A 25291-nucleotide genomic window follows, 5' to 3' on the forward strand; every position below is an offset into this window, starting at 1 on the left:
GTGACTGATTCTGTGGTCGATGCCGAGATGCCGGTTACCTTCGACGGCGAAAGCCTCGACATCGCCGGCGTCCGCCGGGTCGCCGCGCGCGAGGTGAAGTGCACGGTGGCCCCGGAGTCCATGGCCAAGGCCGCGACCAGTCGCAAGATCTTCGAGGAGACGGTCAACCAGGGCGCGCCGGTGTACGGGGTCACCACCGGCTACGGCGAGATGATCTACATGCAGGTGGACGTCTCGAAGGAGGTGGAACTGCAGACCAACCTGGTGCGCAGCCACAGCGCCGGGGTGGGTCCGCTGTTCTCCGAAGAGGAGTCCCGCGCGATGCTCGCGGCGCGGCTCAACGCGCTGGCCAAGGGCTACTCCGCGGTGCGCCCCGAACTGCTCGACCGGCTGGCGCTGTACCTGAACCTCGGCATCACCCCGGCCATCCCGGAGATCGGCTCGCTGGGCGCCAGCGGCGACCTCGCCCCGCTCTCGCACATCGCGATCACCCTGATCGGCGAGGGCTACCTGCTCAAGGACGGCAAGCGGGTGGAGACCGGGCCGGTGCTCAAGGCCCACGGCATCAAGCCGCTCGAACTGCGGTTCAAAGAGGGCCTGGCGATGATCAACGGCACCTCGGCGATGACCGGGCTCGGCTCGCTGGTGGTCGGCCGCGCGCTGGACCAGGTGCGGCAGGCGGAGATCGTCACCGCGCTGGTGCTGGAGACCCTGCAGGCCTCGACCAGCCCGTTCCTGGCCGAGGGCCACGACCTCGCGCGCCCGCACCGGGGTCAGATCGACACCGCGTTCAACATGCGCGCGCTGATGGAGGGCACCGCGCTCGCGCTGGAGCACGCCGAACTGCGCCGCCAGGCCGAGGCCGCCCGCGACGACACCGGCGTCACCAAAACCGAGGTGTACCTGCAGAAGGCGTACACGCTGCGGGCCATCCCGCAGGTGGTCGGCGCGGTGCGCGACACCGTCTACCACGCCATCGAGAAGCTGACCACCGAGCTGAACTCGAGCAACGACAACCCGTTGTTCTTCGAGGGCCAGGAGATCTTCCACGGCGCCAACTTCCACGGCCAGCCGATCGCCTTCGCGCTCGACTTCGTGAACCTGGGCCTGACCCAGCTCGGCGTGTTCTCCGAGCGGCGCACCAACCGGCTGCTCAACCGGTACCTCAGCGAGGGCCTGCCCGAGTTCCTGGTGGCCGGCGACCCCGGCCTGAACAGCGGGTTCGCCGGGGCGCAGTACCCGGCCACCGCGCTGGTCGCGGAGAACCGGACGATCGGCCCGGCCAGCATCCAGAGCGTGCCGTCCAACGGCGACAACCAGGACGTGGTCAGCATGGGCCTGATCGCCGCGCGCAACGCGCGCAAGGTGCTCGGCAACGTCAACTACATCCTGGCCGTGGAGTACCTGGCCGCGGCGCAGGCGGTGGACCTGTCCCAGCGCTACGCCGGGCTGAGCCCGGTCTCCAAGGCGACCTACGACATGGTGCGCTCGCTGGTGCCCACGGTGGAGCGCGACCGCTTCATGAGCGACGACATCGAGACCGTGGCCGCGGCGATCTCCCGCGGCGAGTTCATCGAGGCCGCCCGCCAGTGCGGCGTCGAGCTCCGCTGAGAATCCACAAGGGAGAGTCCGATGACGGACGAGCAGAACGGGGTGCGGAAGACGCGCCCGTTCACCGGTGACGAGTACATCGAAAGCCTGCGGGACGACCGGGAGATCTACATCTACGGCGACCGGGTCAAGGATGTGACCACGCACCCGGCGTTCCGCAACCCGATCCGGATGACCGCCCGGCTCTACGACGCGCTGCACGACCCCGCCCAGCGGGACGTGCTGACCGCGCCGACCGACACCGGGTCCGACGGGTACACCCACCGGTTCTTCACCACCCCGCACAGCGCCGAGGACCTGGTCGCCGACCAGCAGGCGATCGCCGCGTGGTCGCGGCTGAGCTACGGCTGGATGGGCCGCAGCCCCGACTACAAGGCGTCGTTCCTCGGCACGCTCGGCGCGAACGCGGACTTCTACGCGCCGTTCGAGGACAACGCGCGGCGGTGGTACCGGGAGTCGCAGGAGAAGGTGCTGTACTGGAACCACGCGATCGTGCACCCGCCGGTGGACCGCAACCGCCCGCCGGACGAGGTCGAGGACGTTTTCATCCACGTGGAGAAGGAGACCGACGCCGGCCTGGTGGTCAGCGGCGCGAAGGTGGTGGCCACCGGATCGGCGCTGACGCACTACAACTTCATCGCGCACTACGGGCTCCCGATCAAGAAGAAGGAGTTCGCGCTGGTCGCCACGGTGCCGATGGGCGCGCCGGGCATGAAGCTGATCTGCCGCCCGTCGTACACCGCGACCAGCGCGGTGATGGGCAGCCCGTTCGACCACCCGCTGTCGTCCAGACTGGACGAGAACGACACCATCCTGGTGCTGGACAAGGTGCTCATCCCGTGGGAGAACGTGTTCATCTACGGGCACATCGGCAAGGTGCAGCTGTTCACCGGCCGGTCCGGCTTCCCGGAGCGGTTCACCTTCCACGGCTGCACGAGGTTGGCGGTGAAACTGGAGTTCATCGCCGGTCTGCTGGCGAAGGCGCTGGAGATCACCGGCACCAAGGACTTCCGCGGGGTGCAGAGCAGGCTGGGTGAGGTGCTCGCCTGGCGGAACCTGTTCTGGGGCCTGTCGGACGCCTCGGCGCGCAACCCGGTGGCGTGGAAGAACGGGGCCGTGCTGCCGAACCCGGCGTACGGCCAGGCGTACCGGTGGTTCATGCAGATCGGGTACCCGCGGGTGCGCGAGATCGTGATGCAGGACGTGGCCAGCGGGCTGATCTACGCGAACTCGAGCGCCGAGGACTTCGCGAACCCGGAGATCCGGCCGTACCTGGACAAGTACGTCCGCGGTTCGGACGGGGTCGACTCGGTGGAGCGGATGAAGGTGATGAAGCTGCTCTGGGACGCCGTCGGCACGGAGTTCGGCGGGCGGCACGAGCTGTACGAGCGCAACTACGCGGGGAACCACGAGAACACCCGGGTGGAGCTGCTCAACGCGCAGCTGGCGAGCGGTGAGGTGGACGGGTACAAGGCCTTCGTGGACCAGTGCATGTCGGAGTACGACCTGAACGGCTGGACGGTGCCGGACCTGTCTTCGTTCGAAGACCTGCGCTCCTTCCGAGGCAACATCCTGAACGGCTGACGCCCACCGGTTGGCTGCGACACGAATGTGGCTTTCGGGGCCGAATACGCCCCGAAAGCCACATTCGTGTCCGCGCCGCGGCCCAGGTGATGTCACGAAAGCCACATTCGAGACGCCAAACGTCCCGAAAGCCACATTCGTGACACCCGGGCCGCCCCCACCACCATTCCGACGCAAGCCGCCCCGCCGCCATCCCGACGCAAGGCGAGCCCACCACCATCCAAACCGGAAGCCGGGCACCCAGCCCCCAGGCCCCGCCCGAACTCCCCCTTCCCCACCCCGGTCCACAGCCAAAAACACGGCGAAGACCCCTTTGTCAAGGTGCTCTCCCCAGCCTTGACAAAGGGGTCTTCGCCGTAGTCACAATCAACGGCCGGGGCGGGGCTCCCCACCCCGGCCGTATGCTCACCCCCGCGGGCTGTTCTGGTAGGCGGCCAGCTTCCACTGGCCGTCCTCCTTCACCACCACCCACGAAGCACGAATCGCCCGCTCGTCAGCGACTTCCGTCTCCGAGCCGTGCAAAACGCCCCCCTGCGTGATCAGCACACCGGCCTCCGCGCTGAAGAACTCGATGCTGATCGGCTGCCCGGTGACCCGGGTCCCGTGGTACGGCCCGGCGAAGGCGCCGGCCATGAACGCGCGGATCTCGTCCTTGCCCTTGCGGAACAGCCCGGGCAGGATCATCGTGCCGTTCTCGGTGAACACCTCGGCGAAGGCGTCGGCGTCGTGCGCGGCCCACGCCGCGATGATGCGCTGCGGGATGTGCGCGACGGCGGCCTGGTCCCCGGCGGTCGGGGTGGTCCGGACTGCGGCAGTGGTCATCTCCGTTGGCTCCCTACGCTCAGATGTACAGGGTGTTCGGCTCGAGCCCGCACAGGACCCGCCCGTACAGCTCGTTGTTGGTGTTCGGGTGCATCAGCGCGTGCAGGTTGACCGCCTGGATGTCCCGCGAGATCCGCTGGATCGGCACGTCACTGTAGATCGACGACCCGCCGCTGGCGGTGGCGAAGATGTCCACGGCCTCCTTGGCCAGCTTGACCACCGCGCCCATGTCGGCGCGGGCCTGGGCGCGCTCCTCGAGCTTCCACTCGGTGCCCTGCTCGCCCTTGCCGTCCACAAGGGACGTCAGCCGCTGCGCGTGGAAACCGATCTGGTCCACCTTCAGCGTGCCCTCGGCCGCCTGGAAGTGGGTGATCGGCGCCTCGGCCTGGTTTTCGTAGGCGGTGTAGGTGATCTTCCGCTTGCCGACGCGCTCGAAGAAGGCCTCCTTCGCGGCCTGCGCCACGCCGACCACGGTGCCGATCGACGACGCCGATGCCACCGGCAGCAGCGCGTTGCGGTAGATCGGCGAGTTCGCGTTCAGCTGCGACGCGTACTGGCCCTGCAGCACCAGCGGCAGCGGGATGACCCGGGCCGACGGCACAAAAAGGTCCTGCGCGACGGTGCTGACGCTGCCGGTGCCCTTGAGGCCGGAGGTGTGCCAGTCGTCCACGATGGTCAGCTCGGACATCGGCACCAGCGCCATCACCGGCACCGGCTGCTGGTCGGGCGCCACCAGCACGGCGATGATCTCCTGCCAGTGCGCGTGGTGCGCACCGCTGATGAAGCTCCACTTGCCGTTGACCACGATGCCGCCGTCGACCGGCGCGGCCATCGCCGACGGGCTGAGCGTGCCGCAGATGCGCACGTCCGGGGTGGCGAAGACCTCGTCCTGGACCTCGTCCGGGAACGTGCAGGCCATCCAGGTGGGGATCCAGTAGACGGACGCGGTCCACGAGGTGGACGCGTCGGCGCGGCCGAGTTCGGTCGCCACGTCGACGAGGGTGCGCGTGTCGGCTTCGTAGCCGCCGTAGCGCTTCGGCACGCGGAGCTTGAACACGCCGGCGTCGGCCAGCGCCTCGATCGACTCGTCGTGGATGCGCCGGTTCTCCTCGGCCCAGGCCGCGTGCTTCTTGATCAGCGGCGAAAGCTCGGACGCGCGACGAACAAGTTGCTCCCGCGTCGGAAGATCGATCGTCGTCATCAGTATTTCCTCCTAGAAAAAAATCAGCCGAGAATCACCCGACAATCCTCCCGATGGTCGCATTCGGCCGACCACGCGGAGTCTTCTCGATTGCCGCGCTGGCCAGGCAATTCGGGAGAAGCGCGTGGCCTCGGGCGCTGGCTACGATCCGCTTTGACGACGGTTGACCACACCCAGAAGGGTTCGGAAGAACATGAGTGCTGCACAGGACCGGATCCCGCTCTCGCTCAACCAGGAGTTCCTGTGCATGTGGGACCAGGGTGACGAAGCCGGTCCGTTCGGGCCGAAGTACAACATCATCTTCGGGGTCCGGCTCACCGGCCCGGTCGACGAAGCCGTGCTGCGGTCCGCTTTGGACGATGTGGTGGTCCGGCACGAGGCGTTGCGCACGCTGGTGATCCGCGATGAGAAGTACCAGAAGGTGCTGCCGCCGAGCGCGGTCCCGCTGACCGTGAGCGAGCTGGGCGAGGTCCCCTCAAGCGACCGCCAGCTGCGCGCCGAGCAGTTCATCGGCGAGATCGAGTCCGGTTCGTACAGTGCGGTGGAGCTGCCGCTGATCCGGGCCTTCCTCGGCCGGTTCGACGCCGGCGACGCCGTGCTGGTGCTGATCGTGCACCACACCGCGGCCGACGAGTGGTCGATGCCGCTGATCATGCGCGACCTCGCCGCGCTTTACGCCGGACGGCTGGAGAACCGCCCGCACGGCCTGCCCGAAGCCCGGCAGTACCCCGAGTATTCGGTGTGGGAGAAGGAAAAGCTGACCTCCGAGTCGGCGGCGAAGTCCCGCGAGTTCTGGGCGAAGGAGCTCGAAGGCGCGCAGATCGTCCCGCTGAAGACGCACTTCCCGCGGTCGGCCGGGCGCGACAAGACCACCTCCTGGCACCGGTTCTCCATCGCCGAGGACCTCGGCGCGGCGCTGCTGAGCACCGCGAAGGCCACGCGCAGCTCGCCGTTCATGGTGCTGCTCGCCGCGTACAACGCCTTCCTGCACAAGCTGACCGGCGAAACCGACATCGTGGTGATGACCTTCACCTCGGGGCGTGGCGAGGCCGCCTTCCACGACACCGTCGGCGCCTTCTTCAACTACCTCCCGCTGCGCACCGACCTGAGCGGCTGCGAGACCTTCGCCGACGTGGTGAGCCGCACCCGGCGCACCTGCCTGCGTGCCTACGCGCAGGACATCCCGTTCGGCGAGATCGCCGCGCAGGCCCCGCAGCTGATGGGGCCCGGCATGGCCGACGACGGCGCGCCGTGTGCCTTCCAGGTGTTCCGCTCGCCGTTCGCCGCGGCCGGGGACGCGGGCGGGTTCACCTACACCGAAATCCGGCGGCGCCTGCTGCCGCAGGCCGCCGGCGGGGACATCCCGGACGGCTCGATGTGGCACATCGACATGGAGTTCGAGGGCGAGATGGCAGGCACCCTCGGCTTCAACACCAACCTGTACGACGCGGACGGCATGCGGGAACTGGCCGCGAACTTCCTCGGCACGCTGAAGAACACCGTCGGCGCGCCGGACACCCCGCTGGACCAGATCTAGCCGACAAACACCGGAGGATGGGCGAGATGACGAGCAACCTGGACCTCGAGCAGGCGGTCGGGAAGATCTGGAAGGAGGTGCTGAGCGTGCCCGACGGCAAGGGCGAGGCCACCTTCTTCGACCTCAACGGCGACTCGATCACCGCGGTGCGGCTGGTTTCCCGGATCGAGGACGAGCTGGGCGTGGAGATCGAGGTCGGTGACATCTTCGAGGAGGACCCCTCGCTGGCGGTGCTGGTCAAGGACGTGACCGCGAAGGCGGCGGCCCGGTGAGCGGTCTGGTCCGCGTCCGGTCCGGCCACAGCCTCGACGACGTCGAAGAGATCCTCGAGCGCGACGGTGCCATCGTCGTCGAGGACTTCACCGACGACATCACCCGCGAGGCGCTGCTGGCCGACTTCCGGCCGGCGCTGGACGCGCAGGGCTACGGTGACGACTGGTACAACGGCACGAAGACGCGCCGGGTGTCGTCGCTGTTCGGGCGGACGAAGGAACTGACGCCGATCGTGACGCACCCGCTGTACCTGGGGGCGGCGCGGCGGATCATGCAGAAGCCGGTGCCGATCTGGCTGGGGAAGTCGCGGGTCGAGATGACGCCGACCATCCAGATCAGCGGTACCCAGCTGATCGAGATCCACCCGGGGCAGGGCAAGCAGCCGCTGCACCGCGACGACGCGCTGCACCTGCGGCGGCACCCCGGCCCGACGAGCCGGGTGCAGATCATGGTGGCGCTGAGCGAGTTCACCGCGGAAAACGGGGGGACGCTGGTCATCCCGGGCAGCCACCACTGGGACGACGAACGGCCGCCGCTGGCGAGCGAGGCCATTCCGACGGAGATGCCGCCCGGTGGCGCGTTGATCTGGCTCGGCGGGGTTTACCACGGTGGCGGGAAGAACGTGGCCGATACGCCGCGGACCGGGATGACGATCGCGCTGGACCTGGGGAACCTGCGGCAGGAGGAGAACCAGTACCTGGCCGTGCCGCGGGAAATGGTGCTGGCCTACCCGGAGGAAGTGCGGCGGTTGCTGGGGTATGACCGGTGTCCGCCGGGGCTGGGGTGGTACGAGATGGAGGATCCGTACTTGTTGCTGGAGGATTCGGAGTAGGCCACCCCGGTTGATCATTGTGACGACGGCTGGGAACCCCTTGTCAAGGCGGGAAAAGTACCTTGACAAGGGGTTCCCAGCCGTGTTTTTGGCTTTGGACCGGGGATGGGGGAGGGGTGGGTGGTCGGGTGGTCGGCTGCCGTTGCCGGGCGCCGGTTGGTAGCCGAGCGGCCGCGCCCAGACGTCACGAATGTGGCTTTCGGGACGTTTGGCGTCTCGAAAGCCACATTCGTGACAGTGCAGGGGGTCAGGCGGCGGGCTTCAGGACGACGGGCAGGCTGCGGTGGCCGTTCATGATGAACGTGGGCAGCGGCTGCAGCTCCGAGGGCGCCACAGCCAGGTCCAGCTCCGGGAAGCGCTCGAACAGGGTGGACAGGCCGATCGTCGCCACCGCGCGGGCGATGCCGGCGCCGAGGCAGAAGTGGGGGCCCAGGCCGAAGGACAGGTGTTCCTTGTCCTCGCGGGTGATGTCGAAGACGTCCGCGCTGTCACCGTGCACCGCGGGGTCCCGGCCGATGGCGCTGTAGTTCACCAGCAGCGCGTCGCCCTTGGGGATGGTGACGCCGTCCAGTTCGATGTCCTCCACGGCGTACCGCAGCGGCAGGTGCGCCAGCGGGGACTCCACGCGCAGGGTCTCGTCGATCACCGCGTCCCAGTCCAGCCGGCCGCTGGTGACCAGGTCCAGCTGGTCGCGGTGGGTCAGCAGCGCGGTGATCGCGTTGTCGAAGAAGTTGATCGTGGTCTCCGAGCCCGCCCCGAGGATCGCGAAGATCGTGTCGGTCAGCTCGTCCTCGGACAGCCGCGTGCCGTCCTCGTCGCGGGAGGCGATCAGGTCGCTGGTGATGTCCTCACCCGGGTTCGCGCGCTTCTCCGCGATCAGCTCGGCCATCGCGCCGCGCCAGCCGCCGAGGATGGCCTGTGCCTGCTCCGGGGTGACCGTGGTGTCCACCATCATGTCGATCACCTTGGCGGTGCTCTGCCGCGCCGCCTCGCCCATCCCGATCAGGTCGGCGACCAGCATCGCGGGCAGCGGGTAGGCGAACCGCTCGCGCAGGTCGACCACCTCACCCGCGGGCACCTGCTCCAGCGCGCCGATCAGCATCTCGGTCAGCTCGCGGATGCGCGGCTTGATCGCCTCGGTGCGGCGGCGGGTGAACGCCTTGCCGACCAGCCGGCGCAACCGCACGTGGTCCTTGCCGTACGCGGTCACCATGTTGTCCATGGCGATCCAGCTGATCATTTCCCAGTCGCGCGGGATCTCGCCGTTGATGAACGCGGGCCAGTGGTTGCGGGCGCTCTTGGTCACGCGCGAGTCGGTGAGCACCTTCTTGATCTCGGCGTAGCTGTTCAGCGACCACACGACCACGCCGCCGGGCAGCTCCACCTGGACCGCCGCGCCCTGCTTGCGCAGGCCGTCGGCTTCGCCGTGGATGTCGCGGCCGGTGGTGTCGAGGGCGTAGGGGCAGCGTTTCTCCATCTGTTCTCTCCCGGATTCTGTGCCAAAGGCCCCCGGAAAGCCGGCGGGGCTACTCGCTGCGGATGCTACGGACGGAAAACGCGCAGGTGAAGGCCCATTGGCGCCATTCGGAGCAAGGCGGCAATCGAGAAGAGGGACAATTCTCCGGTATTGCCGCGGAATGCTCCGGAGATTGACCTTCGAGGCCGTCCGGTGATTCACTCGCGATTCGCGTGAACGATTCCCCGCCGGTGCGTGAAGATCCCATACCCGGCACCGGAAGAAGTTCGCTCGAGTACCGCTGACCTGCGCGAAGGCGGCGTGGCGCTGGGCACAATGGGAGAAGACGGCGCCGGAACCGCCCTGCATGCTGGAACCCGATCGTGTGAACCTCGCGGTGAGACCAAAAAGGACTGATGGGGAGTGCGGCGTGAGTGTTGAGCGGATTTCGATTGTCGGCATCGGTCTCAGCTACCCCGACGCCAGTTCTCCGGACGAGCTCTGGGAGAACGTGCTGGCGGGGCGGCGGGCGTTCCGCCGGCTACCCGACGAGCGGATGAACCGCGAGGACTACTACTCGCCGGACCCCGAGGCGCCGGACCGGTTCTACGCCGAGAAGGCCGCGGTGCTGCGGGACTTCGAGTTCGACCGGGTCAAGTACAAGGTCGCGGGCAGCACCTTCCGCACCACCGACATGACGCACTGGCTGGCGCTGGACGTGGCCGCCAGGGCGCTGGCCGACGCCGGGTTCCCCGACGGCGAGGGCCTGCCCAAGCTCAGCACCGGCGTGGTGCTCGGCAACAGCCTCACCGGCGAGTTCTCCCGCGCGAACGTGATGCGCCTGCGGTGGCCGTACGTCCGCCGCACGGTCGCCGCCGCGCTGGCCGAGAAGGGCTGGGGCGAAGAGGACGTCGCCACCTTCCTCGGTGAGCTGGAGGTCCAGTACAAGGCGCCGTTCCCGGAGATCAACGAGGACACCCTCGCCGGTGGCCTGGCCAACACCATCGCCGGCCGCATCTGCAACTACTTCGACCTCGGCGGCGGCGGGTTCACTGTGGACGGTGCCTGCTCGTCCTCGCTGCTGTCCATCGTCACCGCGGCCAACGCGCTCGTCGAGCACGACGTGGACGTGGCCCTCGCCGGTGGGGTGGACCTTTCGATCGACCCCTTCGAGGTGATCGGCTTCGCCAAGACCGGCGCGCTGGCCACCGGCGAGATGAAGGTCTACGACGCCGACTCCAACGGCTTCTGGCCCGGTGAGGGCTCCGGCATGGTCGTGCTGATGCGCGAGGAGGACGCGATCGCCCGCGGCGCCCGCATCTACGCGACGCTGGCCGGCTGGGGCGTTTCCTCCGACGGCAAGGGCGGCATCACCCGGCCCGAGGCCGCCGGTCACCGCCTCGCCCTGCAGCGCGCCTACAACCGCGCCGGGTACGGCGTCGAAAGCGTCTCCTACTTCGAGGGCCACGGCACCGGCACCGCGCTCGGCGACGAAACCGAGATCATCGCGCTGTCCGGCGCCCGCCGCGACGCCGCCCCCGGCGCCGAAAAGGCCGCGCTCGGCACCATCAAGGGCAACTTCGGCCACACCAAGGCCGCCGCGGGCATCGCCGGGCTGATCAAGGCCACGCTGGCGGTCTACCACCAGGTCATCCCGCCGGGCACCGGGCAGAACGAGCCGCACCCGCTGCTCACCGCCGACGACGCCACCATGTACGTCCCGCGCGAAGCCGCGCTCTTCCCGGCGGGCAAGGAAATCCGCGCCGGTGTCTCGGCGATGGGCTTCGGTGGCATCAACTCCCACGTCACCGTCGAGCAGGGCCCGGACATCCAGCGCCGCGAGGACCTCGACGAGCGCACCCGCGCGCTGGTCACCGGCCGCCAGGACGCCGAGCTGCTGCTGCTCGACGCCGACGACCTGACCCAGCTGCGCGACCGCGCCGGTGAACTGGCCGTCGTCGCCGCGAAGCTGTCCATGGCCGAGCTGACCGACCTGGCGGGCACGCTGGCCGGTGAACTCTCCGGCGGCGCCGCCCGCGCCGCGGTCGTGGCCACCAGCCCGGAAGACGCCGCACGCAAGCTCGACCGGCTGCGCGGCCGCCTCGAAGGCGGGGAGACCAGCGTCTTCAGCGCTTCCGAGGGCATCTACGCGGGCAACCGCAACGCCACCCCGAAGATCGCTTACCTGTTCCCCGGTCAGGGTTCCGGCCGTGGTGCGGTCGGCGCCATCCGCCGCCGGTTCACCGCCGCCGAGGAGATCTTCACCCAGGCCGGGCTGCCCACCGACGGCGACCAGGTGGCCACCGAGGTGGCGCAGCCCCGGATCGTCACCGGCTCGCTCGCCGCGCTGCGGGTGCTGCGCGGGCTGGGCATCGAGGCCGACACCGCGGTCGGGCACAGCCTCGGCGAGCTGACCGCCCTGCACTGGGGCGGCGCGATGGACGAGCAGCAGGTGCTGCGGCTGGCCGGGATCCGCGGCAAGGTGATGGCCTCGGCCAGCGACGGCGGTGGCGCGATGGCCGGGCTGCAGGCCGAGCCCAACCAGGCCGAGCGCTTCGCCGAGGGCGAGGACGTGGTCATCGCCGGGTACAACGCCCCGCGCCAGACCGTCCTTTCCGGACCGGCCGACGCGATCGAGCGGGTTTGCGAGAAGGCCCGCGCCCAGGGCGTGACCGCCACCCGGATCAACGTTTCCCACGCCTTCCACTCGCCGCTGGTCGAACCGGCCGCGGTGGCGATGACCGAGCAGCTCGACGGCTTCGGCTTCGACCGGCTCACCCGCCCGGTGATCTCCACGGTGACCGGTGACGTGCTGCACGCCGCGGAGAACCTGGCCGAGCTGCTGCGCGACCAGATCGTGCAGCCGGTCCGGTTCCGCGAGGCCGCCGCGAAGGCCGCCGAGCGCAGCGACCTGGTGATCGAGGTCGGCCCCGGCCGCGTGCTCGCCGGGTTGTTCAGCGAGATCGCGCCCGACACCCCGGTGCTTTCGGTGGACACCGACAGCGGCTCGCTGTCCGCGGTGCTCGGCGTCGCCGGTGCCGCGTTCGCGCTGGGTGCCGCGCTGGACGCCGAGGCGCTGTTCGCCGGTCGCGCGGTCCGCCCGCTGCCGCTGGACGGCGAGATGTCGTTCCTGGAAAGCCCCTGCGAGGCGGCGCCCTCGATCGACCTCGAACTGCTCCGCAGCCAGCAGAGCGCCGAGGCCAAGGCGACCGCGGCCGCGCAGGCCGGTTCCGCCACCGAGGCCGACCCGGCCAGCAGCACCCTCGACCTGCTGCGCAAGCTCGCGGCCGAGCGGGTGGAGCTGCCGCTGGAGACGGTCACCGCGGACACGCACCCGCTGGACGACCTGCACCTGTCCTCGATCACCGTCGGCCAGATCGTCAACGACGTGACCCGCGCGCTCGGCCGCCCGCCGCTGGAGGGCATGCCGAACTTCGCCACCGTCTGCCTCGGCGAGCTGGCCGAGATGATCGACGAACTCGCCGAGACCGCGCAGCGCTCGGACGACACCGCCCCGAAGGGCGAGGTCCCCGGTGTCGCTCCCTGGGTGCGGCCGTTCGCGGTGCAGTACGTGCGGGCCCCGCGGCCCTTCGCCGACATCGGTTCCGGCGGCACCACCGCCGACTGGACCGTGTTCTCGCCGGAGGACCACCCGCTGGCCGAGCCGCTGCGGTCCGCGCTGGCCTCGGCGGGCATCGGTGACGGCGTGCTGCTCTGCTTGCCGCCGGACGCCGACGAAAGCCACGTCGGGCTGTTCCTCGACGCCGGCCGCGCGGTGATGGGCGCCCCCACCGGCACCCGGTTCGTGCTGGTGCAGCAGGGACTCGGCGCTTCGGGCCTGGCCAAGACGCTGCGGCTGGAGGACCCCTCGATCCGCACCACGATCGTCGACCTGCCCGACGCCGCGGCCACCAACCCGCTGGCCGTCGAGGAGGCGATGGGCTTCGTGGTCAGCGAGGTCGCCTCGACCATCGACTTCGCCGAGGCCCGCTACGACGCGGCGGGCAACCGCTGGGTGCCGGTGCTCAAGCCGCTGCCCGCGCCACCGGAGGACCCCGGCCCGTCGCCGCTGACCGCCGGCGACGTGCTGCTGGTCACCGGTGGTGGCAAGGGCATCACCGCGGAGAGCGCGCTGGCCATCGCCAAGGAGTCCGGCGCGAAGCTGGCGCTGCTGGGCCGCAGCCTGCCCGAGTCCGACACCGAACTGGCCGAGAACCTGGAGCGGATGACCGCGGCGGGCATCGACTTCCGCTACGAGTCCGCCGACGTCACCTCCGCCGAGCAGATCAAGGACGCGGTGGACCGGATGCAGGGCGAACTCGGTGCGGTGACGGCGATCCTGCACGGCGCGGGCCGCAACGAGCCGAGCGCGTTGTTCAGCCTCACCGAGGACACCTTCCGCAAGACCCTCTCGCCCAAGATCGACGGCCTCAAGGCGGTGCTCGCCGCGGTCGACGAGGACAAGATCAAGCTGCTGGTCACCTTCGGCAGCATCATCGGCCGCGCCGGTCTCCGCGGTGAGGCGCACTACGCCACCGCGAACGACTGGATGACCGAGCTGACCCTGCGCTTCGGCCAGGAGCACCCGAACGCCAAGGTGCTCGCGCTGGAGTGGTCGGTCTGGTCCGGGGCGGGCATGGGCGAGAAGCTCGGCGTGGTCGGCGCCCTGATGCGCGACGGCATCACGCCGATCCCCACCGAGAACGGCATCGAGATGCTGCGCCAGGTGCTGGCCGACCCGGACTCGCCGCCGGTGCTGGTGGTCTGCGGGCGGACCGGTGGCCTGGCCACCCTGCCGGTGGAGCGCCAGGAACTGCCGCTGACCCGGTTCGTCGACCGCGCGGTGGTGCACTACCCGGGCGTCGAGCTGATCACCGAGGCCGACCTGTCCGCGGGCAGCGACCCGTACCTGGCCGACCACCTGCTCGACGGCGACCTGCTCTTCCCCGCGGTGATCGGCATGGAGGCGATGACCCAGGTGGCCGCCGCGGTCACCGGGCAGAGCGGCCCGCCGCTGCTGGAGAACGTCGAGTTCCTGCGGCCGATCGTGGTCTCGCCCGGTGGTTCGACCACCATCCGGCTGGCCGCGCTGGCCCGCAGCGGCGAGGCGGTGGACGTGGTGATCCGCAGTGAGGACACCGGGTTCAGCGCCGACCACTTCCGGGCCCGCCTGCGCTTCCCGCGGCCGGACCTCGCCGCCCAGCCGGGTGCCTTCGCCGACCTGACCAACCCGCTGCCGCCGGTCCCGGTGGACCCGGTGACCGAGCTGTACGGCACGGTGCTGTTCCAGGGCAAGCGGTTCCAGAAGCTGACCGGCTACCGGCGGGCGGCTGCCCGGCACGCGGTGGCCGAGGTGTCCACCGACACCGGCCACTCGTGGTTCGCGCCCTTCCTGCCGCAGCAGAAGCTGCTGGCCGACCCGGGCACCCGCGACACGATGATGCACGCGATCCAGTGCTGCGTGCCGGACGCGACGCTGCTGCCGCAGGGCATCGAGCGGCTGTACCTGGCCGACCAGGCCGACCAGGACGTGGAGTACGTGGTGCTCGACGCCCGCGAGCGGTCGCAGGACGGGGACACCTACGTCTACGACCTCGACATCCGCGAGCCGGGTGGCGATCTGGTGGAGCGCTGGGAAGGGCTGTCGCTGCGGGCGGTCCGCAAGCGCGACGGGGCCGGGCCGTGGACGCCGTCGATGCTGGGTTCCTACCTCGAGCGGGCGTGTGAGCGCGTGCTCGGCGGCACCCGCGCGGTCGTGGTGGAACCGGACCCGCTGGGCATCGACGTCGGCGCCACCCCCGAGCGGCGGGCGCAGACCAAGCTGGCGCTGTCCAGGGCGATCGGCCGCCCCGCCGAGATCCAGTACCGGCCGGACGGCAAGCCCGAGACCGACGGCTTCGAGATCTCCGCTTCGCACAGCTCGCGGCTGACCCTCGCGGTGGCCGGCTTCGGGCAGCTCACCTGCGACGTGGAAACCGTGGTGGAACGCACCGACGACGACTGGGCCGGCCTGCTCGGCAGCGAGCTGCTGGCGGTCCGCGACCTGCTGGCCGCCGAAACCGGCGAGTCCGTGGCGGCGGCGAGCACCCGGGTGTGGAGCGCGCTGGAGTGCATCCGCAAGACCGGCGAGATGACCCAGGCGCTGACCGTGCAGCAGGTGCACCCCGACGGGTGGGCGCTGCTGTCCAGCGGACAGGCCCGCATCGCCACCTGGGCGACCACGATCGAAGACCGGCCGGACCCCGTGGTCTTCGCGGTACTCGAGGGAGAGGAAAGCTGACCATGTCAGGCACGCCAAGCACGCCGGGCTACTACGAGATCCGCCACACGGTCGGGTTCGAGGAGACCAACCTCGTCGGGAACGTCTACTACGTCAACTACCTGCGCTGGCAGGGCCGCTGCCGGGAGATGTTCCTCAAGGAGAAGGCGCCCGCGGTGCTGGAGGACGTCCGCGACGACCTGAAGCTGTTCACGCTGAAGGTCGAGTGCGAGTTCTTCTCCGAGATCACCGCCTTCGACGAGCTCTCCATCCGGATGCGGCTGGAGGAACTGACCCAGACCCAGATCCAGTTCAGCTTCGACTACGTCCAGATCACCGGCGGGCAGGAGAACCTCGTCGCCCGCGGCCGCCAGCGGATCGCCTGCATGCGCGGCCCGAACACGAACACCGTGCCGTCGCGGGTGCCCGAGCAGTTGCGCGAGGCGCTCGCACCCTACGCCGAAGGTCCGAAGGCCGCGGCCGCCGTGAAAGAGACGGCGGCGGCCAGGAGCAAGGGGGTCTGACCGTGTCGGAAACCGTGCAGGCAGCGGTCGAGCCGGTGGAGCAGGCCGCGCGGCCGGCTCCGGTGGCGCCGTTGAAATCGCTGTCGGTGCTGCCTTCGCAGCGCCGCAAGCGGTTGTCCACGCCGACCACGCTGCGCGAGGTCATGTCCCAGTTCGCCACCGGGATCACGGTGATCACCGCCGGTGGCGAGCGGGGGCACGGGATGACCGCCAACGCGTTCAGCTCGGTGTCGCTGGATCCGCCGATGGTGCTGTGCTGCGTGTCCCGCGCGGCGCGCATGCACGACGCGATCCTTTCGGCGAAGGCGTTCGCGGTGTCCATCCTCGGTGCGGAACAGCGTGAGCTGGCGCGGTACTTCGCCGACTGGCGGCGGCCGCGCGGGCTGGCCCAGTTCGACTCGGTGGACTGGTTTCCCGGCCCGCACACCGGATCGCCCCTGCTGTCGGGCTCGCTGGCGTGGGTCGAGTGCAACCTCGCCGAGGTCTACGAAGGCGGGGACCACTCGATCTTCCTCGGCAACGTGGTCAGCTCGAAGCGGGGCACCGGACCGCAGGCGCTGACCTTCTTCGGCGGCGACTACCACCAGGTCGGTCCGGATGTCCGCGCCACGGCATAAGTGGTCACCATCGGAAGGCCTTCGGGGTCTCGGCGGCCCAGCTTCCCGCTGGCCGCACCGCGCCAAGGCCCGCCTGGATCCGCCGATACCCGCAAAGGACTTCCGATGGCAACCACCAAGTTGCTGATCACCGTCACCGGGGGCACCGGGTTCGCCGGTGCCCACTCGGTGGCGGCCATCGTCGCCCGCGGGCACCGCGTCCGGCTGCTGGCGCGGGACCCGGCTTCGGCCGGTCCCGCGCTGGAGCCGCTGGGCGTGGACCCGGGTGCGGTCGAGGTGGTGGCCGGTGACGTCACCGACGAAGCCGCGGTGGCCGCCGCGGTCCGCGGTGCCGACGCGGTGCTGCACGCGGCCGCGGTGTACTCGTTCGACAGCAGGCAGCGCGCGGTGATGCGCGCGGTCAACGAGCGCGGCACCGAAGTGGTGCTGGGGGCGTCGAGGCGGGCCGGGGTCGGCCGCGTCGTGCACGTGTCCAGTGTGGCCGCGTTGTTCCCGTCCACTGTGGACCTCGGCCCGGACTCGCCGGTCGGGCGGCCACGGGAGACGTACATGGCAACCAAGGCCGCCGCGGAAGTGGTTGCGCGGCGGCACCAGGCCGACGGCGTGCCGGTGGTGATCAGCTATCCACCGGCCATGCTCGGCCCGCACGACCCTAAGTGGTCACCACCGGCAACCACTCAGCTCGGCGACCAGAACGCCAGGCTGCGCAACGTGTTGCGCGGGCTGATGCCGTTCTGGCCGCGGGGCGGACTGCCGATGGGCGACGTCCGCGACACCGCGGAACTGCACGCGATCGCGCTGGATTCCCCCGGCCCCAACCGGGTTTTCGGCCCGGGGCACGCAGTGTCCACACGCGACTACGTGGCGGCGGTGCGCGCGGTCACCGGCCGCGCGCTGCCCGCGTTGTTCCTGCCGCCCGCCGCGCTGGTGCCGGTCGGCAGGCTGGCCGACCTCGCCCAGCGGGCCTGGCCGTGGCGGATCCCGGCGGAGTACGGCGCGATCTACGCCTGCGCGTGCGACGCGCGGGTCGATCCGGCGGCGCCGTCCGCCGGCCTGAGCCCGCGGCCGCTGGCCGCGACCTTGACCGACACGGTGCGGTGGCTGCACCGCACCGGTCAGCTGTCCGATCGGCAGGCCGGTGTGCTCGGCACGCCGGTGCCGATTCCGTTGTTAGCAGGAAGGGCTGTCCGATGAGCGCCGAATCCGTTCCCCAGCAGGCCGACGAGCCGAACAACGAGCCGATCCCGCTGTTCGGCCGCGCCGAGCCGCCCGCCGCCGACACGCACGACGTGCCGGACCCCCGCTGGCTCAGCGGCCCGCCGTACCCCTCGGTGCCGCGGCTGGGCCGCGGGCTGCGCTGGAGCGACCTGGTCGCGCAGATGGAGGCCGACCACGCCGAGCGAGAGGCCAGGAGGGCGGCGTGAGCGAACGGACGGACGCCAACGCCTATGCGTTCGACCGCGGCCCGGTGGCTCCCGCCGGGCCCGCGGCGGGCGAGCGCGCCGTGGGTGGTGACGACGTCGTTGTGCCCTTTCCTCGCCACCGCACCGAAGAAGGCCGCAAGGCGCGCACCGCGGCGGGCGGGCGGCAGCAGTCCGTCCGCGAGCGCGGCCGGGACTTTTCGGCTTCGCGCACCATGGACGGCCTGCGCGAGCAACTCGGGCAGCGGCGCGCGAAGATCGTCGAAGGCACCCCGGAGCGCCAGCACAAGCTCGGGAAGCTGACCGCCCGCGAGCGCATCGACCTGCTGCTGGACGAGGACTCGTTCACCGAGGTCGAGCTGTACCGCAGGCACCAGCTGAGCGGGCCGAAGCTGGGGGACAACCGGCCGTACACCGACGGTGTGGTGGCCGGTTCCGGCACCATCGAGGGCCGCCGGGTGTTTGTCTACTCCCAGGACTTCACCCTGTTCGGCGGCTCGCTCGGGCAGGCGCACGCGGCGAAGATCCACAAGGTGATGGACCTGGCGCTGGCCACCGGGTCCCCGCTGATCGGGCTGAACGACAGCGGGGGCGCGCGGATCCAGGAAGGCGTCGAAGCCCTGCACGGCTACGGCGGCATCTTCCGCAGGCACGCGGCCGCGTCCGGGGTGATCCCGCAGATCAGCGTGATCCTCGGGCCGTGTGCCGGTGGCGCGGCCTACTCGCCGGCGCTGGCCGACTTCACCTTCATGGTCCGCGACACCGCGCGGATGTACCTGACCGGGCCGGACGTGGTCGAGGTGGTCAGCGGGGAGCGGGTCAGCCACGACGAACTGGGTGGCGCCGACGTGCACGGCGAGCTGTCGGGCTCGGCCGCCGTGGTGCACGACGACGAGGAGAGCTGCCTCGCCGACGTGCGCTACCTGGTGGCCATGCTGCCGCGCAACAACCTCGAACCGGCGCCTCGCACGGTCGGCAGCGGGGCCGGGCAGGAGGTGCGCCCGCGGCTGGCCGAGATCGTGCCGGTGGAGCCGAACCAGCCCTACGACATCCGCGAGGTGATCGCCGAGGTCGTCGACGACGAGGACTTCTTCGAGATCCACGAACTGTGGGCACGCAACGTGGTGTGCGCGTTCGGGCGGATCGACGGCGAGGTGGTCGGCGTGGTCGGCAACCAGCCGATGGTGCTGGCGGGCGTGCTGGACCGGGAGGCCTCGCAGAAGGCCGCGCGGTTCGTCCGGTTCTGCGACGCGTTCAACATCCCGTTGATCACCCTGGTCGACGTGCCGGGGTTCCTGCCGGGCACCGAGCAGGAGCACAACGGCGTCATCCGGCACGGGGCGAAGCTGCTCTACGCCTACTGCGAGGCGACCGTGCCGCGGATCCAGGTGGTGCTGCGCAAGGCCTACGGCGGCGCGTACATCGTGATGGACTCGCGGTCGATCGGCTGCGACCTGTCGCTGGCCTGGCCGACCAACGAGATCGCGGTGCTCGGCGCGGAGGGCGCGGTCAACGTGCTGTTCCGCAAGGAGCTGGCGGCCGAGGAAGACCCGGAACCGCTGCGCGCGGAGCTGATGGCCGCCTACAGCGAGGAGTTCCTCGACCCGGCCTACGCCGCCGAGCGCGGGCTGGTCGACGACGTGATCGACCCGGCGGACACCCGGGCCGCGATCGCGCGCGGGCTGGCCATGCTGCGGGACAAGCGGACCGAGCGGCCACGCCGCAAGCACGGGAACGTGCCGTTGTGACGGCCGGGGAACCGCTGGTGCGGGTGCTCCGCGGCGAGCCGGACGAGTTCGAGCTGGCCGCGGTCACCGTGGTGGTCGCGGCACTGCTGGCCGCGGCGGACACGACGGCCGCGCCGGTGGTGCCCGCACCCCGCGGAGGCTGGGCCGACCAGGCGCGCACGCTGGGTGTTCAGCATGCCCCGGGAGCGTGGAATTCCTAGGGATTCCCTCCGTTCCGGTCGCGGGACAGTAAGAATTTAGTGAGCTGGGGCACACTCGCCCCGGTAGGTGCAGTCGTAACGGAGGTCCGCTGATGGAGTACTCGAACCCGGGGGAGCAGGTCGCCACCACGCTGGCGCCGGACCTCATCGAGGAGGCCTTCGGCGTGGAGCCCGCCGACAACGCCGATCACGCCGACAACGCTGCCGGGGCAATGGCCGTGCCGCCGCCGCGGGCACACCGCGAATACGTCGAAGGTCCCATCGTGCTGGGGTACAACTGATTCCTCGTTAGGCTCGCCCCCATGGGCGAGGACGGTGCGATCGGGGTGGTGGCCGGGCTGGTGCGCTCGGCGTTCCTGGTGAACGCGGTGTACGCCGAGTCGGGCCGGGAGCACGGGGTCACCCCGCAGCAGGGCCAGTTGCTGTGCGTGCTGATGGCCGGACCGCGGGGGATGAGCGAGCTGGGCGGCATGCTCGGGCTCGCCAAGTCCAGCCTGACCGGGCTGGTGGACCGCAGCGTGCGCAACGGACTGGTCCGGCGCGAGCCGGATCCGGCGGACACGCGTGCGGTCCGCGTCGCGCTCACCGAGCACGGCCGGGTGCTGGCCGCGGAGTTCTACGCCGAAACCTGCCGCCGGGTGGAGCGGCTGACCGACGGCCTCGACACCGCCGAGCGCGAGGTGCTCGGGAAGCTGCTGGGCCGGGTCGTGCTGGACAACGAGGTGCCGGAGGTCTTCCTGGAGGCCACCACGGTTGCAGTTCGTGACACGAACTAATATAGTTCGTAGCACGAACTCAACTGGGGGTGCCCGACATGACCGCACAGGACGTGCTCTTCGGCTTCGGAACGCTGCACGACATCGCCGACCGGGCGACGCTGCTGCGCACCATCGAGCAGGCCGACCGCGACGGCCTCGACCTGTTCTCGATGAGCGACCACCCGTACCTCGGCGCCCGGCTGGACGCCTACGCCACGGTCGGCTTCGCGCTCGGCCGGACGGAACGGATCGCGGGTCTGGTCAACGTCACGAACCTGCCGACGCGACCCGCGCCGATGCTCGCGCGCACGGTCACGTCGCTGGCCGCGCTGTCGGAGGGGCGGCTCGTGCTCGGCATGGGCGCGGGCGGGCTGTGGCAGCGGATCGCGGACATGGGGGTGGAGCCGCTTTCGCCCGGTGACGCGGTGGACGCCTTCGAAGAGGGCATCACGCTGATCAGGAAGCTGTCCGGCGGCGGACCGGCCGTCACCCACGAGGGTAAGCACTATCGGGTGAGCGGTATCGAGCCCGCGCCGGTCGCCGCCCCGCCGGTGTGGACCGGCTCGGTCGGCCGGAAGTCGCTCGCCGCCACCGGCCGCGTGGCCGACGGCTGGATTCCCGGGCACGCCGCGGACTGGCTCAGCCGCCGCTACCGCGAGTCACGTCCGGTGATCGACGAGGCCGCGGTGTCCGCCGGCCGGGACCCGCGTGAGATCCGCACCATCTACAACTTGCCAGGGCGGATCACCGAGCGGCCGCTGGCCGAGACCCGCGACCGCGAGGGCCGCTGGATCGGCGGCTCGCCCGAGCAGTGGGTCGAGGAATTGACCGGTGCGGTGCTGGACCACGGCGCTTCGGGCTTCACCCTGTTCGGCCCGGGCGGCAGCGAACAGGACTCGCTCACACTGGGCCGGTGGGCCGCGGAAATCGCCCCCGCCGTCCGAGAGGCGGTCAGCGCGGCTCGCCAACCGGCCTAGCGAGTCGTTGAAGGTGGTGCGCAACGGGCGCCGATGTCACGAATGTGGCTTTCGAGACGTTTCGCGTCTCGAAAGCCACATTCGTGACATCGGCGGCGCGCGGTCCGTCCCGGTTAGCTGTCCTCCGGTGGGGTGAATTCGGCGCGTACGCCCAGCAGTCGCACCGGCCGCCCCACCTCGAAGCGGCCGAACACCTCCAGCGCCGCCCGTTCCAGTTCGGCGCCATCGGTGGTCGGCGCGGGCAGCGTCAAGCTGCGGGTCTGTGTGAGGAACGGAGCGAAGCGCACCTTCACCGCGACCCGCACGGCAGGCCGCTGCTCCGCGAGCACGTCCTGCGTGACACGTTCGGCGAGCTTCCGGATTTCCGCGGCCATTTCACCCGGATCGGTGAGGTTCTGCTGGAAGGTGGTCTCGCGGCTGCGTGAGCGCGCCACCCACGGCGTGCCGGTCACCTCGGTGTCGCCGACGCCGAGCGCCAGGATCCGGTACCACGGCCCCATGGTCGGCCCGAAGCGCGCGGCGAGCGCCTTCGGGTCCGCCGCGGCCAGTTCGGCCACTGTGGACAGTCCCAGCTCGGCCAGCTTCTTCGCCGTCTTGCGGCCGATGCCCCAGAGCGCCTCGGTCGGGCGCTCGTGCATCACCTCGGCCCAGTTCGCCTCGGTCAACCGGAACACCCCGGCGGGCTTGGCGAACCCGGTGGCGAGCTTGGCGCGCAGCTTGTTGTCCCCGATGCCGACCGACGAGGCCATCCCGGTCTTCTCGGCGATCGCCGCGCGGATCCGGTTCGCCAGGTCCTCCGGGTCGTCGGTCTCCGCGCCGATGAAGCCCTCGTCCCAGCCCATCACCTCGACCACCACCGGGAACTCCCGCACCGCGGCGAAAACGCGTTCGGAGACCTCCTCGTAGGCGGGGGCGTCGGTGGGCAGGAACACCGCGTCCGGGCAGCGCTTCGCGGCCAGCCGCAGCGGCATGCCCGAGTCGATGCCGAAGGCCCGCGCCTCGTAGGAGGCGGTGGCCACCACCGCGCGCTCGGCCGGGTCGCCGTTGCCGCCGACCACCACCGGCCGCCCGCGCAGCTCGGGGTGCCGCGCGACCTCCACCGCGGCGATGAACTGGTCGAGGTCCACGTGCAGGACCCAGCTTGTCGGCATGTGCCCAGTGTGCACGGCGAACCGGGGTTGACATGTGACCATTTAGTCACATAATCTCTCCGCAACCGACCTGGAGGAAGAGTCATGACCAGCACCGCGACCGACACCGTGCAGATCCACCGCGTCTACATCAAGGCCACCCCGGAGCGCGTCTGGGAGGCGATCACGTCGCCGGAGTGGAACGGCAAGTACGGCTACGGCGCGCCCGCGAAGTACGAGCTGCGCGCCGGTGGCAAGTACGAGGCCTACGCCACCGAGGAGATGAAGGCCTACGACCCGAACCTCGGTGATCTCTGCGTGGACGGCGAGGTGATCGAGGTCGACCCGCCGCGCAAGCTGGTGCAGACCTGGCGGATGTGCATGGACGAGGGCATGAAGGAAGAAGGGTTCACCCGTCTCACGTGGCAGATTGATCCCAGTTTCGACGGCGTGTGCAAGCTGACCGTGACCCACGAGCTCAGCGGCGCGCCGAAGCTGGCGGAGATGGTCAACGGCGGGCTGGAGCACACCGGCGCCGGCGGGGGCTGGGCCTTCGTTCTCAGCGACCTCAAGTCGCTGGTGGAGACCGGGGCGCCGCTGGCTGGCTGACGTGACGGTGGCCGGGCGGCACTGCTTCCCGGCCACCACGAGCCCGCGAGGACGGAGACCATGGAGCTGCGCTCGAGGAGGTGGGGCAGGGCCGTGGTGCTGGTGGTCGTCCTGCTCGCCGGACTGCTCACCGCCACCCCCGCCACCGCGACCGGGCGGCAGACCCACACCGGGGTGATCGACGGCGCGGCCTTCCGGGTGGAAACCCCGGAGCGCTGGAACGGCACGCTCGTGCTGTACAGCCACGCCTACTTCAGCGACGGGCTGCCGATCCCGCCCGAGGTGTGGCTGGCCAACCGCAAGGAGACCGAGCACTGGCTGCTGGCCAACGGGTACGCGCTGGCCGCGTCGGACTACCAGGGCCGCTTCGGCTTCGCGGTGGAACCGGCGCTGCGTGACCAGATCGCCGTGCTGGACTGGTTCGAGCGCAACGTCGGCAAGCCGCGGCGGACCGTCGCGAGTGGAATGTCGATGGGCGGCGGCATCGCGGTGCTGCTCGCCGAGCGGAACCCGCGCCGGATCTCGGGCGTGGTGGCGACCTGCGCCGACCTCGACCACCTGGCGCCGTACAACATGTCGCTGGACGTCACCTTCGCCATCCGCACGCTGCTCGCGCCCGGGGAGGACATCGACCTGGTGCTCGCGGACGATCCGGCGGCCAGCACGCAGGCGCTGCTGACGGCGATCGAGCGGGCGCTGGCCACCCCCGAGGGCCGGGCGCGGCTGGCGCTGGCCGGCGCTTTCGCCAACCTGCCGCCGTGGCGGCACGCGCACCACGCGCCACCGGTCGAGCTGGTCGAGCGGATCAAGCAGCAGGCGGCGTGGGCCGAGGGTTCCGCGTCGGCGCTGGGCCCGGCGGGCCGCGCCGATCTGGAACGACGCGCGGGCGGCAACCCGGCGTGGAACGTCGGCGTGGACTACGGCCGTCAGCTGGCGCGGTCGAGCCAGCGGGGGCTGGTCGAGGAGGCCTACCGGGCCGCCGGATTGGACCTCGGCGCCGACCTGGCGCGGCTCGCCGCGGAACCGCGCATCTTCCCGGACGCGTGGGCGACGGGGTACATGTACCGGTACGCGATCCCGCGCGGGATCACGCCCGCGCCGGTGCTGACCCTGCACAACACCGCCGACGGTGGTGCCTCGACGGACCAGGAGAACTGGTACGCCGCACAGGTCGCGGCACGCGGCGACCAGGACCGGCTGCGGCAGCTGTTTTCCGATCGGGGGAACCACTGCGCGTTCAGCGGGGCGGAGGAGATCGTCAGCCTGCGGACCATGTTCACGCGCGTGGAAACGGGGCGGTGGCCGGATACCTCGCCTGGGGCGCTGAATGCTGAGGTGGCGGAGTTCGGGCCGGAGTACCAGGTGGTGACGAACTTCGGGGACTTCGCGGACGCGGTGCTGGGGCCGTCCTTTGTGGAGCATCGGCCGGCGGGGTTGCAGAGGGCTTCTCGGTAGGGGGTGGGGCCACCCCGGTGTTTCATTGTGACGACGGCGAAGGGCCCCTTGTCAAGGCTGGGGAGAGTACCTTGACAAGGGGCCCTTCGCCGTGTTTTTGGCTGTGGACCGGGGCGGGGAAGGAGGAGTCTGGGTGGTCGGTGGGGGTTGGTGCCCGGCTTCCGGTTTGGATAGTGGCGGGTCCAGCTTTCTGGTTTGGAGGGTGGCGGGCCCGGCTTCCGGTTTGGATGGTGGCGGCCCGGCTTCCGGGTTGGATGGTGGCGGGCCCGGCGTCCGG

Annotated in this window: 21 protein-coding genes; 17 read left to right on the forward strand and 4 right to left on the reverse strand. The window is 70.5% G+C overall.

Annotation, left to right across the window (positions count from 1 at the left end):
• Positions 1–1611, forward strand: a complete 1611-nt coding sequence (cmdF, locus tag A4R43_RS37735; protein ID WP_236808507.1) for a tyrosine 2,3-aminomutase — start codon at positions 1–3, stop codon at positions 1609–1611.
• Positions 1612–1632: 21 nt separating this feature from the next.
• Positions 1633–3195: a 4-hydroxyphenylacetate 3-hydroxylase N-terminal domain-containing protein gene (locus A4R43_RS37740; RefSeq protein WP_113696468.1), complete on the forward strand. Its 1563-nt coding sequence runs from the start codon at positions 1633–1635 to the stop codon at positions 3193–3195.
• Between the two features lie 405 nt (positions 3196–3600).
• Here the strand turns inward: A4R43_RS37740 and A4R43_RS37745 are convergent, their stop codons facing one another.
• On the reverse strand, positions 3601–4017 hold the full coding sequence (locus A4R43_RS37745) for an SgcJ/EcaC family oxidoreductase (protein WP_113696469.1): 417 nt from the start codon (positions 4015–4017) through the stop codon (positions 3601–3603).
• A gap of 19 nt (positions 4018–4036) precedes the next feature.
• A complete protein-coding gene (locus A4R43_RS37750; RefSeq protein ID WP_113696470.1) occupies positions 4037–5218 on the reverse strand; it encodes an acyl-CoA dehydrogenase family protein in 1182 nt (393 codons plus the stop codon).
• Between the two features lie 193 nt (positions 5219–5411).
• Here A4R43_RS37750 and A4R43_RS37755 point away from each other — a divergent pair, with 193 nt between their 5' ends.
• The 3 genes from A4R43_RS37755 to A4R43_RS37765 are packed head-to-tail and all read left to right on the forward strand — an operon-like array spanning position 5412 to position 7860.
• A complete protein-coding gene (locus A4R43_RS37755) occupies positions 5412–6755 on the forward strand; it encodes a condensation domain-containing protein (RefSeq protein ID WP_113696471.1) in 1344 nt (447 codons plus the stop codon).
• A gap of 26 nt (positions 6756–6781) precedes the next feature.
• Entirely contained in the window at positions 6782–7027 is a 246-nt protein-coding gene (locus A4R43_RS37760; protein WP_205215151.1) for a phosphopantetheine-binding protein, read from the forward strand.
• Positions 7024–7860: a phytanoyl-CoA dioxygenase family protein gene (locus A4R43_RS37765; protein WP_113696473.1), complete on the forward strand. Its 837-nt coding sequence runs from the start codon at positions 7024–7026 to the stop codon at positions 7858–7860. Before A4R43_RS37760 ends, A4R43_RS37765 begins: the two co-directional genes overlap by 4 nt.
• A 247-nt stretch (positions 7861–8107) precedes the next feature.
• On the opposite strand, the gene A4R43_RS37770 is transcribed toward A4R43_RS37765, so the two are convergent.
• Entirely contained in the window at positions 8108–9337 is a 1230-nt protein-coding gene (locus tag A4R43_RS37770) for a cytochrome P450 family protein (protein WP_113696474.1), read from the reverse strand.
• A gap of 409 nt (positions 9338–9746) precedes the next feature.
• Here A4R43_RS37770 and A4R43_RS37775 point away from each other — a divergent pair, with 409 nt between their 5' ends.
• The 10 genes from A4R43_RS37775 (at position 9747) to A4R43_RS37820 (ending at position 21820) form a co-directional block, all read left to right on the forward strand.
• Positions 9747–15596 carry a type I polyketide synthase gene (locus tag A4R43_RS37775; protein WP_113696475.1) on the forward strand — a complete coding sequence of 1950 codons (5850 nt, stop codon included), beginning with the start codon at positions 9747–9749 and terminating at the stop codon, positions 15594–15596.
• A 2-nt stretch (positions 15597–15598) separates the two neighbouring features.
• A complete protein-coding gene (locus tag A4R43_RS37780; protein ID WP_113696476.1) occupies positions 15599–16099 on the forward strand; it encodes an acyl-CoA thioesterase in 501 nt (166 codons plus the stop codon).
• 143 nt (positions 16100–16242) lie between these two features.
• The gene (locus A4R43_RS37785) at positions 16243–16716 is read left to right on the forward strand and encodes a flavin reductase family protein (RefSeq protein ID WP_113698151.1); all 474 of its coding nucleotides are present in this window, start codon (positions 16243–16245) and stop codon (positions 16714–16716) included.
• Positions 16717–16821: 105 nt separating this feature from the next.
• Complete coding sequence (locus A4R43_RS37790) at positions 16822–17910, forward strand: NAD-dependent epimerase/dehydratase family protein (protein WP_335645134.1); 1089 nt, start codon at positions 16822–16824, stop codon at positions 17908–17910.
• The gene (locus A4R43_RS37795; protein ID WP_113696477.1) at positions 17907–18140 is read left to right on the forward strand and encodes a DUF6222 family protein; all 234 of its coding nucleotides are present in this window, start codon (positions 17907–17909) and stop codon (positions 18138–18140) included. Before A4R43_RS37790 ends, A4R43_RS37795 begins: the two co-directional genes overlap by 4 nt.
• Before the next feature lie 212 nt (positions 18141–18352).
• Positions 18353–19885, forward strand: a complete 1533-nt coding sequence (locus A4R43_RS37800) for an acyl-CoA carboxylase subunit beta (protein WP_113698153.1) — start codon at positions 18353–18355, stop codon at positions 19883–19885.
• A complete protein-coding gene (locus A4R43_RS37805) occupies positions 19882–20085 on the forward strand; it encodes an acyl-CoA carboxylase epsilon subunit (protein WP_113696478.1) in 204 nt (67 codons plus the stop codon). The genes A4R43_RS37800 and A4R43_RS37805 overlap by 4 nt, the downstream gene beginning before the upstream one ends.
• 92 nt (positions 20086–20177) lie before the next feature.
• Positions 20178–20366, forward strand: coding sequence for a hypothetical protein (locus tag A4R43_RS37810; protein WP_113696479.1), 189 nt, complete (start codon positions 20178–20180; stop codon positions 20364–20366).
• A 21-nt stretch (positions 20367–20387) separates the two neighbouring features.
• The gene (locus tag A4R43_RS37815; protein ID WP_205215152.1) at positions 20388–20861 is read left to right on the forward strand and encodes a MarR family winged helix-turn-helix transcriptional regulator; all 474 of its coding nucleotides are present in this window, start codon (positions 20388–20390) and stop codon (positions 20859–20861) included.
• Between the two features lie 38 nt (positions 20862–20899).
• Complete coding sequence (locus A4R43_RS37820) at positions 20900–21820, forward strand: LLM class flavin-dependent oxidoreductase (RefSeq protein ID WP_113696480.1); 921 nt, start codon at positions 20900–20902, stop codon at positions 21818–21820.
• 113 nt (positions 21821–21933) lie between these two features.
• On the opposite strand, the gene A4R43_RS37825 is transcribed toward A4R43_RS37820, so the two are convergent.
• On the reverse strand, positions 21934–22971 hold the full coding sequence (locus tag A4R43_RS37825; RefSeq protein WP_113696481.1) for a DNA polymerase IV: 1038 nt from the start codon (positions 22969–22971) through the stop codon (positions 21934–21936).
• Between the two features lie 84 nt (positions 22972–23055).
• On the opposite strand from A4R43_RS37825, the gene A4R43_RS37830 reads away from it, so the two are divergent.
• Together A4R43_RS37830 and A4R43_RS37835 are read left to right on the forward strand one after the other, a co-directional pair.
• Positions 23056–23559 (forward strand): SRPBCC domain-containing protein, encoded by a 504-nt coding sequence (locus A4R43_RS37830; protein ID WP_113696482.1) that lies wholly within the window; start codon positions 23056–23058, stop codon positions 23557–23559.
• Positions 23560–23619: 60 nt separating this feature from the next.
• Positions 23620–25014: an alpha/beta hydrolase family protein gene (locus tag A4R43_RS37835; protein ID WP_113696483.1), complete on the forward strand. Its 1395-nt coding sequence runs from the start codon at positions 23620–23622 to the stop codon at positions 25012–25014.
• The last annotated feature ends 277 nt before the right edge of the window (positions 25015–25291 follow it).

The organism is Amycolatopsis albispora (assembly GCF_003312875.1).
In the GTDB taxonomy this organism is placed as follows: Bacteria; Actinomycetota; Actinomycetes; order Mycobacteriales; family Pseudonocardiaceae; genus Amycolatopsis; species Amycolatopsis albispora.

Coding starts and splice junctions, on each gene's coding strand:
- A4R43_RS37815 (WP_205215152.1), top strand. CDS start 20,388: ATGGGCGAGGACGGTGCGATCGGGGTGGTGGCCGGGCTGGTGCGCTCG.
- A4R43_RS37740 (WP_113696468.1), top strand. CDS start 1,633: ATGACGGACGAGCAGAACGGGGTGCGGAAGACGCGCCCGTTCACCGGT.
- A4R43_RS37770 (WP_113696474.1), bottom strand. CDS start 9,337: ATGGAGAAACGCTGCCCCTACGCCCTCGACACCACCGGCCGCGACATC.
- A4R43_RS37820 (WP_113696480.1), top strand. CDS start 20,900: ATGACCGCACAGGACGTGCTCTTCGGCTTCGGAACGCTGCACGACATC.
- A4R43_RS37750 (WP_113696470.1), bottom strand. CDS start 5,218: ATGACGACGATCGATCTTCCGACGCGGGAGCAACTTGTTCGTCGCGCG.
- A4R43_RS37795 (WP_113696477.1), top strand. CDS start 17,907: ATGAGCGCCGAATCCGTTCCCCAGCAGGCCGACGAGCCGAACAACGAG.
- A4R43_RS37825 (WP_113696481.1), bottom strand. CDS start 22,971: ATGCCGACAAGCTGGGTCCTGCACGTGGACCTCGACCAGTTCATCGCC.
- A4R43_RS37835 (WP_113696483.1), top strand. CDS start 23,620: ATGGAGCTGCGCTCGAGGAGGTGGGGCAGGGCCGTGGTGCTGGTGGTC.
- A4R43_RS37760 (WP_205215151.1), top strand. CDS start 6,782: ATGACGAGCAACCTGGACCTCGAGCAGGCGGTCGGGAAGATCTGGAAG.
- A4R43_RS37745 (WP_113696469.1), bottom strand. CDS start 4,017: ATGACCACTGCCGCAGTCCGGACCACCCCGACCGCCGGGGACCAGGCC.
- A4R43_RS37830 (WP_113696482.1), top strand. CDS start 23,056: ATGACCAGCACCGCGACCGACACCGTGCAGATCCACCGCGTCTACATC.
- A4R43_RS37800 (WP_113698153.1), top strand. CDS start 18,353: ATGGACGGCCTGCGCGAGCAACTCGGGCAGCGGCGCGCGAAGATCGTC.
- A4R43_RS37780 (WP_113696476.1), top strand. CDS start 15,599: ATGTCAGGCACGCCAAGCACGCCGGGCTACTACGAGATCCGCCACACG.
- A4R43_RS37810 (WP_113696479.1), top strand. CDS start 20,178: ATGGAGTACTCGAACCCGGGGGAGCAGGTCGCCACCACGCTGGCGCCG.
- A4R43_RS37790 (WP_335645134.1), top strand. CDS start 16,822: ATGGCAACCACCAAGTTGCTGATCACCGTCACCGGGGGCACCGGGTTC.
- A4R43_RS37755 (WP_113696471.1), top strand. CDS start 5,412: ATGAGTGCTGCACAGGACCGGATCCCGCTCTCGCTCAACCAGGAGTTC.
- A4R43_RS37785 (WP_113698151.1), top strand. CDS start 16,243: ATGTCCCAGTTCGCCACCGGGATCACGGTGATCACCGCCGGTGGCGAG.